The organism is Streptomyces sp. NPDC046465, assembly GCF_040646035.1.
Taxonomy (GTDB): domain Bacteria; phylum Actinomycetota; class Actinomycetes; order Streptomycetales; family Streptomycetaceae; genus Streptomyces.
Genome location: NZ_JBEYZK010000013.1, coordinates 19,049 through 32,476, shown reverse-complemented (window position 1 = coordinate 32,476; position 13,428 = coordinate 19,049). Strand labels below are relative to the sequence as shown.

The following is a 13,428-nucleotide window of genomic DNA, read 5'->3' as shown; positions in this document are numbered from 1 at the left end:
CGCATAACGGCACAGGCTTCGCCATGGTGGAACTCCGCACCAGCATGAGAAGGGGCACCCATGTGGACGACGGAGCAGTTCGGAGCCGCACATGAGGGGTACGTGGGCGCCGTACTCGACGATGACACCGAGCCGGAGCCCGCCTACCTAGACCCTGGCAGCGGCGCCAACTTCCACAAGACTCGCGAGTGGTGGGCATACAGCGGCATTCTGAACCGTCCGCGAGCCACGCGGGCCCGCGCCGCCTGCTCCTGTGGATGGCGAGGAGCGACCGGGTGCGCTATCACCTGGGAGAACGTTGACGACTTCGACGCCGTGTTCCCTTCGCCTGAGCCGCGCGCCGACTGGTCCCAACACATCGCCGACGTAGAAGCCCACACGGTCCCACTGCCCGTAGAACTCACCGCGCTTATCCATCAGCTCGAGGCATCACTGGCACGCCTCTCCGACGAGGCGCCCCTCGCCGCTATCAAGGCCGTAGACGTACTGGAGAGGCTGACCAAGCGAGTCACACGCGAAGCCGCATTCAACGCGGAGGCGGACGGCCTTTCGGACGAGGACCTCGGCCAAGCGCTCGGCGTGCCCCCTGCGGATGGGAAGGCGCACCTCCACGGATATCGCCTCCGACGGTAACAACAGGGCATGACGAAAGGCCCCCTCCGGCCCGAAGGCGAGAGGGGGCCTGTGCCCATACGAAATAGTGACTTGGCGGGCCTCCGTGTCTCTCAGTCATGCTTGAAGGCGCGGTACATGAGGAACACAACAGCCGTCCCTCCATCCTGACTCGGGCCAGACCACCAGTCATCGGCCAGCGCGTCGACAAGAAGCAGGCCACGCCCGTGAGCCTCCGTGGTCTCGGGCGAGCGCAGGCGGACGTGGGCGGGACAGCCGGGATTGTGTACGTCCACGCGCAGCGTTTCGCCCAAGCGGTACCAGCGCACGCGCACCTTCCAGGGCTCGTCCGCTTCCCCGTAGAGGATGGCGTTAGTGACCAACTCCGAGACCATCAGCTCGCAGTCATCGATGGAGCAGCCGAGTTCGTGCGGCTCGGTGAACTTCCTGAACCAGCGGCGAGCCCGCCCGACCGACTCCGGGAGGGGATGGAGGACCATCCCGCCGAGTGGCTGGAGTAGGGCGTCGTCGCCGGAGTTGCCGTCGGTGCGCGTCATTGCGCTTCCCCTTCCGGTAAGTGGCTAAGGCCACTTACCGGATAGTGGCATCGGCCACTTTGGACGGCAAGGTTTCTGGAGAATCTCCACCCTCCGCTCACCCCAACGGGTAACCCTGCTCGAACGCCCAGCGCCCCGGCGGATAGACGGCCTCCGCGAACTCCAGCGGACGATCCTGCAGGTCGTAGACGACATGACGAACTACCAATACAGCAGCGGGCAGTTCGAGCCCGAGCTCGTCACCCTCCTCCGAGGTGGCCAGCCGGGCGCAGACACGGTCTTCGCCATAGCTGCCGCGCCGACCGGTGGCTTCCTCGACGTACGAAACCGTTCCCTCCCGGATCCGCTCGGGCTCCAGGAGCCGGGGCGCCCTGCGGCCCACCTCGGCCGGGAACCAGGACGTGGATACCTCGACAGGCCCGTCTGCCGAGTTGGTCACGCGTCGGCGCTGAACAGCCGCACGGACCGCGCCCAGTTCGAGCGCTTCGACCACATGGTCGGGTGCCTCGGCGTATCCGGCCGACGCGATGACCGCGTACTCCCCCGGCCCGTAGATCCGCCCGGTCTGCCGCGCCCGCCCATAGCGCTCACGCGCCCGCCGGTGCACCTGCTGATCACGTACATACGTCCCCGAACCCTGCCGCTTCTCGACAAGCCCCTGATGCCGCAGCGCCTCCAGGGCGCGGGCGCTGGTGGGCCGGGACACGTTCCAGTCGGCGGCCAACTGCCGCTCGGAAGGCACTTCCTCGCCTGCCTGGAGATCCCCACGCAGAATCTGATCGCGCAGGTACTGGGCGATCTGCAGGTACTTGGGCAAGGCTTCAGCGATCTCGGGCACGCGACATTCCCTTCACCGACTGGCTAATACCAGCAGCCACTATAGGTGTGCACGGAAAGAGCGCACCCCTACCCTGTACTCGTGAAACGGCTCATGGTGGCGGCCGGAGGCGGCGGCGACGCGGTAGCGGCGGCGATGCTGCACGCCGCCCTGTACGGGGACGACGAGCCGGCGCTGATCCTGACGTACTCCTGGGACCGCCTGATCATCGACCCGGTCCCGGGCCCGCGCTCCCCCGCCGACTTCCTCGGCCTGCGCCAACTCACTCCCCACGTCTGGGCAGTCCCCGGCACCGCGACGCTGAAGCCACCGCACGCGGCGACACTCCCCCGCCTCGCGGCCGAACTCCCCCACACCTTCGCCCTGATCGACCCGTACGGCGGCGCAAGGGGCATCACCCGCCAACTCAACGACCTGATCGCCCACTTCACCCCGGAGACAATCGACCTCCTGGACGTCGGCGGGGACATCCTGGCCCACGGCGACGAACCCACCCTGCGCAGCCCCCTGGCCGACGCCCTCACCCTGGCGGCCTGCGCCCGAGCCGAGGCACCCATACGGCTCCTCGTGGCGGGCCCCGGCCTCGACGGCGAGCTCCCCGCAGACGTCCTCCGCCCACGCCTCGGCCCCCTGATCACCACCTTCACGCCCGAGCACGCCCAATCCATCACCCCCGTACTCACCTGGCACCCCTCCGAAGCGACGGCCCTCCTCACCGCCACAGCCCTGGGCGCCCGAGGCCTCTGCGAGATCCGCGACGCCGGACTCCAGGTCCCTCTCACCGCCGAAGGCCCCACCGTCCACCAGGTCGACCTGGCAGCCGCGTTCACTGCCAACCGCCTCGCCCGGGCCATCACCGCCACGACCACGCTCGACGAAGCAGAGGAAGTCTGCCGCACCGTCTACGGCACCTCCGAGATCGACTACGAACGCGCCAAGGCACGAGGGCTGCTCCAGCAGCAGCGAGGCCGTACCGCCCCGCACGATCTCCTGACCCAGATCAAGGACTTCGAAGAGGCCGCCACCACACGGGGATCCACACACACAACCGTCCGCCACCTCGCCGAGGCCCTGGGCCTCACTAGCGAGGCACTCCCACACCTCACCCGCCTCAACGCCGCGCACACCGGCCATCTCCCGGCATCTGTGTGGAAGCTTCACCACAGGTGAGTTGCGGGAAGCGCAGGCAGGGCCAAGGCGGCCCTGACCTCCTTGGAGCCCAACACCAGGGGGTACCGCTCTAGCGGGAGGGCCGATAGGCACCCCGCCTGGAAGGCAGAACGGGCAAGGCATTCGCTGCTCGCGTCGACCAGCGAAGGGCTGGCAGGCCATCATCGCCGACCTAAGTGACGGAACTTCCCTGCCTCGTCAGAATCACCTACCCAGACGGCAACTAGTCCGACTACCCATAGCCCGAGATGGTGTTACGGGTTTCTCTAGCTCATCGAGACTGCACTCCCGTCTGCGCAGACGGCTGTGCCCCACGAAGCCCCGGGCCCCGATAAGCGCCCGGGGCATCCTCTGTTCAGATGGGCTCCGCACCGAGATCGACCCTCATGCCAGTACGCAGGTTCCGTAAAGCCTCGTGGTAGGCATCGCGCGCTTCGAGGTACGGCTCACTATTGAACAATGCACCACTCTCAATCCGGGTCCGCAGAGTCCTCAGCGACTTGTAGGCGTCTTCAGCAAGGTCGACTAGTGCAGCGGATGCAGAGAGTTGAATCTGAAACCGCAGCTCGTACGCTCCTGAGGAGAGAAAGATCTCCCGGGCCCTATCAACTCGCTCGTCTGGAAAGAGAGTCGGAGCATGGGCCACTTCGCGTAGACCGTTGCGCACCTTAGACAATGCAGCCAGGTACTGCGTGTAGATCTCACGGCGGAGGGCTGTCTTGCGGTTCACCTCCTCGCGAGCTAGATCACTTTGGCGATCTTCGCGATCACGGCGCCATCGCAGTCGATCCGCAAGCAGGGTCGATCCGGAGCCGATGACGCCACCGAGGGCCGCACTAGCGAGAGGAAGCCAATCCATGACGTCAGCGTAGGAGGACCGTTGCAACTTCCGGCACCTGGAGCAGCACAGGCTCCCCCTCGGTGAGTTACAACTTTCTCTACCGGTTCAAGCACCTGGATAGGGCCGAGGCCAATCGGCGAGCACTCGACGAACCGACATAGGGCAAGGACATGCCTCCGGCGGGGGCGCTCTGACTCTGGGATGGAGGGGGCGCCGTACGCGACTGCAGGCACACCGCGGCGAGCGTGGGGAGCTCCCAGTTCCATGCCCTCGTGTGGGAGCCCGCTCTCCACGCGCTGATCTGCTCACCGTCTGTCCTGATGAGTCAGCTCGACAGGCTCGCGGGAACCATCGGGATGGACACGGTGCACCTCGGCATCATCCCGCTCTCCGCCTCGCTGAAGGTCCCGGCGGCCAATGGGTTCTGGGTCTTGGACGATCGGCTCGTCATCGCCGAAGACTGGCACGCGGAACTGTGGCTCGACGATGACGACAACGTGGCCACGTACCTCCGTGTCTGGCACACACTCAAGGAATCCGCCGTGTACGGGGCAGCCGCCCAAACCGTCATCACCCGTGCTCAGCGATCCGTTCGCCCATGAGGGGCTCAGTCACGCGTACTCATGAGTCAGCCGCACCCCTCGGGAGACAGCGGGACTCCTCAGCGTCGGCGATCCCTCTCGTCACTCTTCTTACGACTCCTCCCGGCCTTACTGGGCTTGGCCGCATTTGGGGGTGTCTGGGGTGGGGAGTGACCCGCGATGGTGGGGCGCAGGCCGGTGGCGTTCGTCGTCGGTCCAGACGGAACGAGAGGAACTGACCATGCCCTCGATCCAACTTCCGCCCGGCGTCTACACCTTCGACGCCCACATCATCGGATCCCTCGCCCGCGTGACGTCGGGGCAGGAGCGACTCGACCATGGTGTCCCCGTCACCACCGCCGCGTTCCAGGAGCCGTTCTTCCAGGAGTGGGAGGTTCTTCCCGAGGGGCCCGGGTACCGGATCCACCTCGCCGACCAGGAGGAACTGCATCTGGTGACCGCCGAGGACCGGCTCTGGGTCAGCGACTCCGGGCAGCCCTCGATATGGACGTTCGAGAAGACCCTGGGCGGGATCCACATTCTGTCGGAGAAGGGCCTGAGGTGGCGTTCCAGGTACCTCGGCGGGCAGGTCGACGTGACGACCCCCGAGGTCCTTCCCAACCAGATCTGGACCGTGCGCCGGGTGCGCGACACCGACTGAGCACCGAGGAGTGCTGAAGGGCACCTTGAAGCACTGAGGCCTGGTCGGACGCTTCCGACCAGGCCTCTTCCGGTTCACTCGACGGGGGCGTCCGGCGACGACGCGTCCGTTCGTTTGGCAAGGCCCGCCGCGAGTGCGGACCGCACCTCGGGGGGCAGGTCTCCGCCCTGGCCCCACGCCACGATGAGGTCGGCGACGGAGCGCAGTTTGGTGTTGGTGTGCTGGGACACCTCTTGCAGGACGTCCCACCCCTGCTCGGGGGAGATGCGCCCCAGGGCGACGACGACGCCGATCGCCTGGTCGACCGTGGCGTGCGACACCACGGCCCGTTTCAACTGGCCAACTTGCTCCACGAGGTGCGCGACGGTCTTCGCTGACTGCTCGACATGCTCAGGCTCATTCAAATCGACTCTCCGGTGCGGGGTCTGGGGACCGGTACGCGGTTAGCGTATGGGCGCCATCCTGCCGGATATCCACTCGACCAGCGCAAAGCCCCCCGCCTCCGCATGAGTGCGGGCGGGTGGTGAGCGGGCGGAGGTGTCGCGGGTCACTCGTGTGGGTGGATCAGTCAGGATCGGTCAGGATCGGTCGTACTGGGGAAATGGCGTGGCGTACCGGGCGGGACAAGGGGATTCCGGCCCTGTGGGCCATGGCGTCCGTTCGGATGATTTGAGGCCCAGGGCGATTGCTCGCCCGTCGAATTCGGGGAAGCCCGTGGTGTCCCTTCACCCCTCTCAGAGAGGCCCCACATGCGTATCCGCACTGTCTTCGCAGCCGCCGCAATCGCCGCCCTCACCGTCCTGGGCGGCGCGGGTGCCGCCTCCGCCGACGACTTCGACGGCCACGGCGGCGACATCCTCACCCACATCTCCGAGACCTCCGTTGCCGCCTTCGGCGACATGGACCTGGACTGATCGTTCCCAGCGTCTCGGCGTCGGCACCCAGCTGATGTGGAACTGCGTGTGCCCCCTCTCCCGAACGAGGAGAGGGGGCACACGCACGTGCCGAGGCCCGGGGGTCAGGCGCGGATCCGGACCCCGTAGCGCGTCCGCATGCGGTGCAGTTCCCACAGGGCCACCGCCGTGACCGAGACCGGGCCGCCGAGGACCGCGCACCACTGTGCCGCCGGGGGGCCGTGCGGCAGGCCGCCTTCGAGCGCGACGCTGCAGAGCGTCAGTTCCCAGACGAGTACGACGGTGAGCACGGCCGGGAGCGCGGCGTGCACCGTGGACGTGTTGAAGGCGTAGCGGGCCGCGTAGGCCGAGGCGAACAGCATGAACGGCAGGAGCCAGATGAGGCCGAGCAGGAGGGCGAGCGCCACCAGGCCGTTCAGGAGCACGCCGTAGTTCTGCTTCAGGAGCAGGGCGCTGCCCGCCAGTACGAGGCCCACGCCGACGAGGATCCCGACGTACCAGCCCACGGCCTTGAGCGGCGCGCGCAGGCGGGAGCGGAGCTCGGACCGGTGCTCGGCGGGTACGTAACGGATGAAACCGAGGACGACCAGCGGGCCGGTGAAGATCAGCAGCAACGGGGCGAGGATCAGTTTCACGACACCGTCATTGGCTACACCGCTCCAGCCCTCGTCCGCCCCGTAGGTGTAGATCAGGTAGAGCGTCGCCGCCGCACCCGCGAGCGCGCGCCACAGCTGGACCCGGGACACGAGGCGGTCCGCTACGTGGCCCGCGCCCGGCCGGTTGAAGATCGCCTCTGCACGGCGGCGGGCGGAGCGGAGCACCGGGATGAGCGGCGACACGAAGAGGAAGCCGAGACCGGAACGTCGGCGCCGGGCGGGTCGCGGCTGAGGGTACGGAGACGGGCCCCGGTACGGATTCGTCGGGGGGTACGGCGCCGCTGGGGGCGGGATGTACGGGTGTGGAGTGCCGCCGCCCTGTGGTGGGGTGTGTGGGGTGTGTGGGGTGTTCTGCGGGCCCCGGCCCTGGTGTCCCCCGTGTGTCACTGTTCGTTCTCCCTCGTCCGTCTGCATGTCTGAACCGGCTCTGAACCGGTTCTGAGCGGGCGCAGTTTACTGGCCTGAATCCGACGGACGTCACCTCCGCGCAGAGCCCGTCGGGAACGCGACCCGTGCGAGGGGCAGTTACCCGGTCACGGGTGCGGGTGTCGGTGCGGCGTGAGGGAAGGGGTTGACGCGTGGACATGGGGATTCCTGGGCCCGAGCCGCAGGACGACGGTGGGGTCGGGGCCATCGGGGCGGCCGGCGGGCTGCACCTCTACCAGTTGTGGCTCCATGCGGAGTACGGGCCCGTCGTGCGGTTCCAGTTGCCGGGAGCGGGCACCGCCGTGTCCATCGCCGATCCCGTGCTCCTTGAGGCCACCGCCCGGCTCGACGAGCGGCCCGCGGCGTTGTTCGACTTCCTCTCGCCGCTGTGCGAGGCCGGGAACCTGCAGGTCATCGGCGCCGAGGAGCACGCGCCCTGGCGCCGCGTGCTGTTGGAGGTGTTCGCCGGGCGGCCTTCGCACGAGCGGCACTTCGGGGAGTTCGTCGCGTTGGTGGAGGGGCTCGCGGACCGTTGGGGCGCGCTGGGCGACGGTGCGGCCGTCGGTCTGCAGAAGGAGCTGACGTCGCTGTCGCTGCGGATGATCTGTGCGTACGCGCTGGGCGGCGACGACCTGAGCGGTAGCGGTAGCCGTAACGGTAGCCGTGGCCGTAACGACCCGAGCGTCGTCGATCCGGACGGGGTCATCGCCGCGTTCGAGACCGTGCTCACCGAGTCCCTGGGGCAGCGGTACCAGGTGCCGGGGGATCAGGAGGCCCGTGCGAAACGGGTCGAGGGCGCGCTCGGGTATCTGCGCGCCACCGTCGACCGCGTCCTCACCGCCCGGCGGGGCCCCGCCCGGCAGGGCCCCGCCCGGCAGAGCCCCGCACGTCAGGAGGGCGCGCACCGCGACAGGAGCGACCTCGTCGGCGCCCTCGCCGACGCAGGCATGTCCCCCGCCCGTATCCGCGACACCGTCATGGTGACGATGCTCGCCGCCCACCACACCACCGGCGTCGCCGTCTCCTGGACCCTGCATCTGCTCGGGCGCCACCCCGAGGTCGCCGAGCGCGTCACCGAGGAGCTGGACCGGGTCCTCGGCGAGCGTGCCGTGCCCGACTACGCCGACCTGCGGCGCCTCACGTATCTGGAGATGGTCCTGAAGGAGTCGATGCGGCTCCGTCCCCCGGGGCCCTACGGCGCCCGGGAGACGACCGAACCGCTCGTCGTGGGGGCGTACGAGGTTCCGGCCGGGACCACCGTCTTCTACCCCTTCTGGGCGGTCCACATGAACCCTGCTTACTGGCCGGAGCCCGAGCGGTTCCTGCCCGAGCGGTTCACCCCGGACGCGGTGGCGGAGCGGCCGCGCCTTGCCCACATCCCCTTCGGGATCGGGCCGCGCAGCTGCGAGGGCGCCCAGTTGGCCATGGTCGAGGCCGAGCTCGCCCTGGCCGTCCTGCTGAAGCGGTTCCGCTTCCGGCCCGTGCCGGGGCACGAGGTGGCGCCCGTCGAACGGTTCGTGCTGTGGGCCGAGGACGACATCCGCATGACCCTGAGCCCGCGGGACGCACCTGTTTTCAGCCGATCCGCTCGCCGTACACGCGGTCGACCGTCATCGTCATGAGCACCCGGCGGTCGGCCACCATCGCCGACCTGTACTCGTCCCAGTCCGGGTGCTCCCCGGCCGCCGTCCGGTAGTAGCGCACCAGCGCCTCGACCTCGGGGCCGTGGGGGTCGGTGCCCGGTCCTGTGAGGGTGGCCGTGCCCTCGACGGTGGCCCAGGAGCGGCCGTCGGGGGAAGTGACCTCCAGCGTGGCCCGCGGGTCCCTGCGCAGGTTCACCGTCTTGGCGCGGCCCTCCGTCATCGAGACGTGCAGGACGCCCGCGTCCCGGTCGTAGAAGGGCATGACGGGAGAGAGCTGCGGGCGGCCGTCCGCCTTGATCGTGGCGAGGACGCCGAGCCTGCTCTCCGCGAGGAGCTCGTAGGGGTCGTACGGCTGCGGGGTGGCGTTCACGGGCGGGCCTCCGGGGGCGTTGCGGATCGGTGGGGACGTATGAGGAACACGTACGAGAAGCACGCACTAACAGCGCGTACTAGCAGCACGCACTAGCAGCACATACGAGAAGCGCGAACGCACCCGACCCATTCCCCGCAACGGCAAATACCGATCGCCTAACGGCAGTTGATGTCATCGGGCTATCACGAAATGGCATCGGTACGAACACGCCCCGCGCTCCCGATACTCGTCCCGACCGGAGGCCGCACCCGCAGGCCACCTGTCCCGGGACCCCGGACACGCCCGCGTACCGGTCCGTCCCGGCCACCCCCATGGCCCGTCCTCGGGCCATCCCGGAAGGGACACACCCCCATGAACAGATCCAGGACCAGCCTCGCCGCCACCCTCGGCGCCGCCGCACTCGTGGCCTCTCTTGCCGCCGCCCCCACGGCGTTCGCCGCACCGGCGCCCGCCGTGGAGTCCGTGCAGCCCGCGGCCGCGACCAGCACGTCGGCGTACACGGGCGGCGACGAGGCCGGGAACCGGGAGTTCTTCGCGGCCGTCATGAAGTCGGCCCTGAAGAAGCAGGCGGAGAAGCCCGGCATCCAGGTCGTCACCGTCACCTACAACACCAGCCGGGCGCCCAGCTTCCGCAGCCAGATATCCCAGAGCACGCAGATCTGGAACTCCTCGGTCAGTAACGTGAAGCTGCAGGAGACCAGCTCGACCGGTAACTTCCAGTACCGCGAGGGCAATGACTCGCGCGGCTCGTACGCCTCGACCGACGGGCACGGCCGCGGCTACATCTTCCTGGACTACCGGCAGAACCAGCAGTACAACTCCACGCGGGTGACGGCCCACGAGACGGGTCACGTGCTCGGTCTGCCCGACCACTACTCGGGCCCGTGCAGTGAGCTGATGTCCGGTGGCGGGCCCGGCACGTCCTGCACCAACGCGTACCCGAACGCCCAGGAGCGCTCGCGGGTCAACCAGCTCTGGGCCAACGGCCTGGCCACCCTCAAGGAAAAGGGCGAGCTGACGAAGGTCCGCTGACGAAGGTCCGCTGACCCGGCCGGCCCACCGAACCTCCCCTCGGCGGGCTGTTACGTACCGCAAACAGCCTCCGGGCCAACCCGGCCGCGTACGGCGCACTCTCCTCCGGCATGGGGACACATGCTCAGGAGAACAAGTCGCGCCGACGCGGCCGACGGCGGCTCGTGGACTACCCGCGCACCGGCAGGAGCGGCATCCGCCGCTGGCTCCCGTCGTGGCGCCAGCTCCTCGGCACGGCGGGGCTCTTCGTCACCGCCGTCGCCGTGCTCTTCATCTGCGTGTACGTCAGCGTGGACATCCCGGACGAGAACGAGGCGGCCCGCCGCGAGGCCAACGTCTATTACTGGTCCGACGGCACCCAGATGGTCAGCACCGGCGAGGTCAACCGGCAGAACGTGGAGCTCGACCAGATCGCCCCGTCCGCCGTGCACGCGGTGATCGCCGCCGAGAACGAGACGTTCTACCGGGACTCCGGGGTCTCCCCCAAGGGTCTGGCCCGCGCCGGGGTCAACATGGTCCGCGGGCAGGAGACGCAGGGCGGCTCCACCATCACGCAGCAGTATGTGAAGAACACCTACCTCTCGCAGGACCAGACGGTCACGCGGAAGGTCAAGGAGTTCGTCATCGCGCTGAAGCTGGACCGCAAGAAGAGCAAGGACGAGATCCTCAAGGGCTACCTCAACACCAGCTGGTTCGGGCGCGGCGCCAACGGCATCGAGGCCGCCGCCCACGCCTACTACGGCATCCCCGCGAAGAAGCTGAACCCCAGCCAGGGCGCGCTGCTCGCCGCCATGCTCAAGGGCGCCGACCTGTACGACCCGGCGGTCGGCGCGGCCAACCACGAGCGGGCGCGGGAACGCTGGGAGTGGATCCTGGACCGGCAGGTCGGGGTCGGCCTGATGACGAAGAAGGAGCGGGCGAAGTACCGGACCTTCCCCGAACCGCGCAGACAGTCGCGCTCCACCAGCCTCGGCGGCCAGACCGGCTATCTCGTCGACATCGCCAACCGCTACCTCAAGCAGCGCACCGGCCTCACCGACAGGGAGCTCGCCCGCGGCGGCTACGAGATCCACACCACCTTCGACAAGGGCAAGGTGCGCGGTCTGGAGCGCGCCGTGCGGCGCGTCCTCGCCCGCGACACCGACCCGGAGAAGCGCGCGGCCGACCGGCACGTGCAGGTCGGCGCCGCCTCCGTGCGGCCCTCCGACGGGGCGCTCGTGGCGCTGTACGGCGGGCCCGACGCCACCGAGCACTTCACCAACAACGCCGACACCTCCGGCGTCCCCGCGGGCTCGGCCTTCAAGCCGTTCGTGCTGGCCTCGGCGTTGCAGCACGGGATGGCGGTACGGGATGTCCCGGCCACCGAGGCCCACCTCGCGCGAGCGCCCGATCTGGGGCCGAGCATCCTGGCCGACAGCTACTACGCGACCGACGGCACCCTGCGCCCCGCCGACGGCGCCGCCGACGCCGACCACCCGACGCTCCGCCGGGCCCTGGCCTCCGGCGGCAACGCGACGTACGTACGCCTCGGCACGGACGTCGGCCGGGACAAGGTCCGCCGCACGGCCGTCGACGCCGGGATGCTGCGACGGAGCATGGCCCGCCTGGAGCCGACCTTCTCCATCGGCACGTCGACGCCCAGCGCGATCCGGATGGCCACCGCGTACGGGACCTTCGCGGCCGACGGAATCCGGCACGACCCCTACTCGGTGACCAAGGCCCTCAGGGACGGCGAGCGCCTGCCGGGACTGACCCCGCCCTCGGCCAGCCGCGCCCTTGACCCGCAGGTGGCCCGGCAGGTCACCGACGCCCTGCGCGAGGTCGGCAAGGACCTGGGCACGGACGTGTCGGCGGGCCGCACCGGCGACCAGGACCGCCTCAAGTCGGCCTGGTTCACGGGCTTCACGAAGGACCTGTCGACGGCGGTGACCCTGTTCCGCCTGGACCCCGACAACCCGCAGCTGCTCCCGATGTCGGGGGTGGGCGGAAGGAAGTCCCAGCGCGGAAACGTGCTCCCGCCCCGGATCTGGCAGGAGTACGCGGCGGGCTCACGGAGCTGACCGTTGACCTTGCCCCCGTTGACCTTGACCTTGCCCCCGTTGACCTTGCCCCTGTTGACCTTGCCCCTGGGGCAGACCCCACCCTCTCCGTCATCGGGCCGACCGGCCCGATGACGGAGGATGACCCCGTGAACGTGGCACCACGACGACCGGCGCGGGCCGGCGACGATCTGACGTCCAACGGCGACGACCTGCTGTCCATCGGCGAGTTCGCCGCCCGCGCGCGGCTCTCCCCGAAGGCGCTGCGGCTGTACGACCGGCTCGGTCTGCTGACGCCCGCGCACGTCGACGAGGTCAGCGGGTACCGCTACTACCGTCCCGGCCAGATCGAGCGCGCCCGCACGGTCGCGCTGCTGCGCCGCCTCGACATGCCGCTCGCGGCGATCGCCGAGGTCGTGGAGTTGGACGGGGAGCGGGCGGCGCGCTCGCTCGACGGCTACTGGGCCGGGGTCGAGGAGCGCTTCGCCGAGCAGCGGACGCTCGCGCGCTACCTCCGTGGACGACTGTCGGGAAGGAATGCCGAGTTGTACGCGACGTTCGAAGTGCGAACCGTGGACGTGCCGGAGCAGTACGTCATCAGCGAGACCAGGCACGTGCGCGGCGGGGAGCTGTCCGCCTGGATCGGTGCCTCCGCCGAACGCCTGGAACGGGCCGCCGAGGAGTGCGGGGGCATCGCCGCCCCGCCCTTCGTCGTCTACCACGCCGAGGTGACCGAGGAGAGCGACGGGCCCGCCGAGTCCTGTGTGCCGGTCGTGGACGTGGGGGCCGCCCGCGCGTGGGCGGCGCGGCAGGGCCGGGGGTCGGACGTCCGGGTCCGGGTGGAGCCCGCGCACCGGCTCGCCTACACCCGGATCACCAAGGCGCAGGTCTCCTATCCGCAGATCATCGCGGCGTTCGACGCGGTGGAGGCATGGGTCGCCGGGCAGGGGCTCGCCCTGGCCGGGCCGTGCCGTGAGGTGTACTTCGCGGACTGGACGCGGACGGGGCCCGATGACCAGGTGTGCGACGTGGCGTTCCCGGTCGTGCAGGTGTTCCCCGGCGGGTAGCCGGGCGTACCCCCTCCG

Annotated in this window: 14 protein-coding genes and 1 pseudogene; 9 read left to right on the top strand and 6 right to left on the bottom strand. The window is 69.3% G+C overall.

Translation table 11 applies throughout. The features are described from left to right. Positions 1-60 precede the first annotated feature (60 nt). A complete protein-coding gene (locus ABZ953_RS21095) occupies positions 61-633 on the top strand; it encodes a hypothetical protein (protein WP_361726007.1) in 573 nt (190 codons plus the stop codon). A gap of 92 nt (positions 634-725) precedes the next feature. On the opposite strand, the gene ABZ953_RS21090 is transcribed toward ABZ953_RS21095, so the two are convergent. After that, on the bottom strand, positions 726-1,169 hold the full coding sequence (locus ABZ953_RS21090; RefSeq protein WP_361726004.1) for an ATP-binding protein: 444 nt from the start codon (positions 1,167-1,169) through the stop codon (positions 726-728). 97 nt (positions 1,170-1,266) lie between these two features. Beyond that, complete coding sequence (locus ABZ953_RS21085) at positions 1,267-2,007, bottom strand: GntR family transcriptional regulator (RefSeq protein WP_361726001.1); 741 nt, start codon at positions 2,005-2,007, stop codon at positions 1,267-1,269. 81 nt (positions 2,008-2,088) lie between these two features. Here ABZ953_RS21085 and ABZ953_RS21080 point away from each other — a divergent pair, with 81 nt between their 5' ends. Then, positions 2,089-3,177 carry a DUF1152 domain-containing protein gene (locus tag ABZ953_RS21080; protein ID WP_361725998.1) on the top strand — a complete coding sequence of 363 codons (1,089 nt, stop codon included), beginning with the start codon at positions 2,089-2,091 and terminating at the stop codon, positions 3,175-3,177. A gap of 355 nt (positions 3,178-3,532) precedes the next feature. Here ABZ953_RS21080 and ABZ953_RS21075 read toward each other — a convergent pair whose 3' ends face one another. Continuing rightward, positions 3,533-3,907, bottom strand: a complete 375-nt coding sequence (locus ABZ953_RS21075; protein ID WP_361725995.1) for a hypothetical protein — start codon at positions 3,905-3,907, stop codon at positions 3,533-3,535. 371 nt (positions 3,908-4,278) lie between these two features. On the opposite strand from ABZ953_RS21075, the pseudogene ABZ953_RS21070 reads away from it, so the two are divergent. Continuing rightward, positions 4,279-4,620, top strand: a pseudogene (locus ABZ953_RS21070) (Scr1 family TA system antitoxin-like transcriptional regulator); the annotation flags it as partial. Positions 4,621-4,840: 220 nt separating this feature from the next. Next, positions 4,841-5,260, top strand: a complete 420-nt coding sequence (locus ABZ953_RS21065; protein ID WP_361725993.1) for a hypothetical protein — start codon at positions 4,841-4,843, stop codon at positions 5,258-5,260. 74 nt (positions 5,261-5,334) lie between these two features. Here the strand turns inward: ABZ953_RS21065 and ABZ953_RS21060 are convergent, their stop codons facing one another. Continuing rightward, positions 5,335-5,664 carry an ANTAR domain-containing protein gene (locus ABZ953_RS21060; RefSeq protein ID WP_361725990.1) on the bottom strand — a complete coding sequence of 110 codons (330 nt, stop codon included), beginning with the start codon at positions 5,662-5,664 and terminating at the stop codon, positions 5,335-5,337. A gap of 345 nt (positions 5,665-6,009) precedes the next feature. Between ABZ953_RS21060 and ABZ953_RS21055 the strand changes: the two genes are divergently transcribed. Beyond that, entirely contained in the window at positions 6,010-6,174 is a 165-nt protein-coding gene (locus tag ABZ953_RS21055) for a hypothetical protein (RefSeq protein WP_361725987.1), read from the top strand. A 104-nt stretch (positions 6,175-6,278) separates the two neighbouring features. Here the strand turns inward: ABZ953_RS21055 and ABZ953_RS21050 are convergent, their stop codons facing one another. Further along, positions 6,279-7,013, bottom strand: coding sequence for a hypothetical protein (locus ABZ953_RS21050; RefSeq protein WP_361725985.1), 735 nt, complete (start codon positions 7,011-7,013; stop codon positions 6,279-6,281). 401 nt (positions 7,014-7,414) lie between these two features. On the opposite strand from ABZ953_RS21050, the gene ABZ953_RS21045 reads away from it, so the two are divergent. After that, positions 7,415-8,878, top strand: coding sequence for a cytochrome P450 (locus tag ABZ953_RS21045; RefSeq protein WP_361725982.1), 1,464 nt, complete (start codon positions 7,415-7,417; stop codon positions 8,876-8,878). Here the strand turns inward: ABZ953_RS21045 and ABZ953_RS21040 are convergent. Beyond that, complete coding sequence (locus ABZ953_RS21040; RefSeq protein WP_361725980.1) at positions 8,832-9,269, bottom strand: PPOX class F420-dependent oxidoreductase; 438 nt, start codon at positions 9,267-9,269, stop codon at positions 8,832-8,834. The genes ABZ953_RS21045 and ABZ953_RS21040 overlap by 47 nt on opposite strands. 354 nt (positions 9,270-9,623) lie before the next feature. Between ABZ953_RS21040 and snpA the strand changes: the two genes are divergently transcribed. The 3 genes from snpA to ABZ953_RS21025 all read left to right on the top strand — a co-directional run bounded on the left by snpA (position 9,624) and on the right by ABZ953_RS21025 (position 13,410). Further along, on the top strand, positions 9,624-10,304 hold the full coding sequence (snpA, locus tag ABZ953_RS21035; RefSeq protein WP_361725977.1) for a snapalysin: 681 nt from the start codon (positions 9,624-9,626) through the stop codon (positions 10,302-10,304). A 110-nt stretch (positions 10,305-10,414) separates the two neighbouring features. Next, on the top strand, positions 10,415-12,364 hold the full coding sequence (locus ABZ953_RS21030) for a transglycosylase domain-containing protein (protein ID WP_361725974.1): 1,950 nt from the start codon (positions 10,415-10,417) through the stop codon (positions 12,362-12,364). 128 nt (positions 12,365-12,492) lie between these two features. Then, positions 12,493-13,410 carry a MerR family transcriptional regulator gene (locus tag ABZ953_RS21025; protein WP_361725971.1) on the top strand — a complete coding sequence of 306 codons (918 nt, stop codon included), beginning with the start codon at positions 12,493-12,495 and terminating at the stop codon, positions 13,408-13,410. Positions 13,411-13,428 lie beyond the last annotated feature (18 nt).

Excerpts from the sequence above, each read along its gene's own strand:
- ABZ953_RS21095 (WP_361726007.1), top strand. The coding sequence starts at position 61 with ATGTGGACGACGGAGCAGTTCGGAGCCGCACATGAGGGGTACGTGGGC.
- ABZ953_RS21090 (WP_361726004.1), bottom strand. The coding sequence starts at position 1,169 with ATGACGCGCACCGACGGCAACTCCGGCGACGACGCCCTACTCCAGCCA.
- ABZ953_RS21065 (WP_361725993.1), top strand. The coding sequence starts at position 4,841 with ATGCCCTCGATCCAACTTCCGCCCGGCGTCTACACCTTCGACGCCCAC.
- ABZ953_RS21055 (WP_361725987.1), top strand. The coding sequence starts at position 6,010 with ATGCGTATCCGCACTGTCTTCGCAGCCGCCGCAATCGCCGCCCTCACC.
- ABZ953_RS21045 (WP_361725982.1), top strand. The coding sequence starts at position 7,415 with ATGGGGATTCCTGGGCCCGAGCCGCAGGACGACGGTGGGGTCGGGGCC.
- snpA (WP_361725977.1), top strand. The coding sequence starts at position 9,624 with ATGAACAGATCCAGGACCAGCCTCGCCGCCACCCTCGGCGCCGCCGCA.
- ABZ953_RS21030 (WP_361725974.1), top strand. The coding sequence starts at position 10,415 with ATGGGGACACATGCTCAGGAGAACAAGTCGCGCCGACGCGGCCGACGG.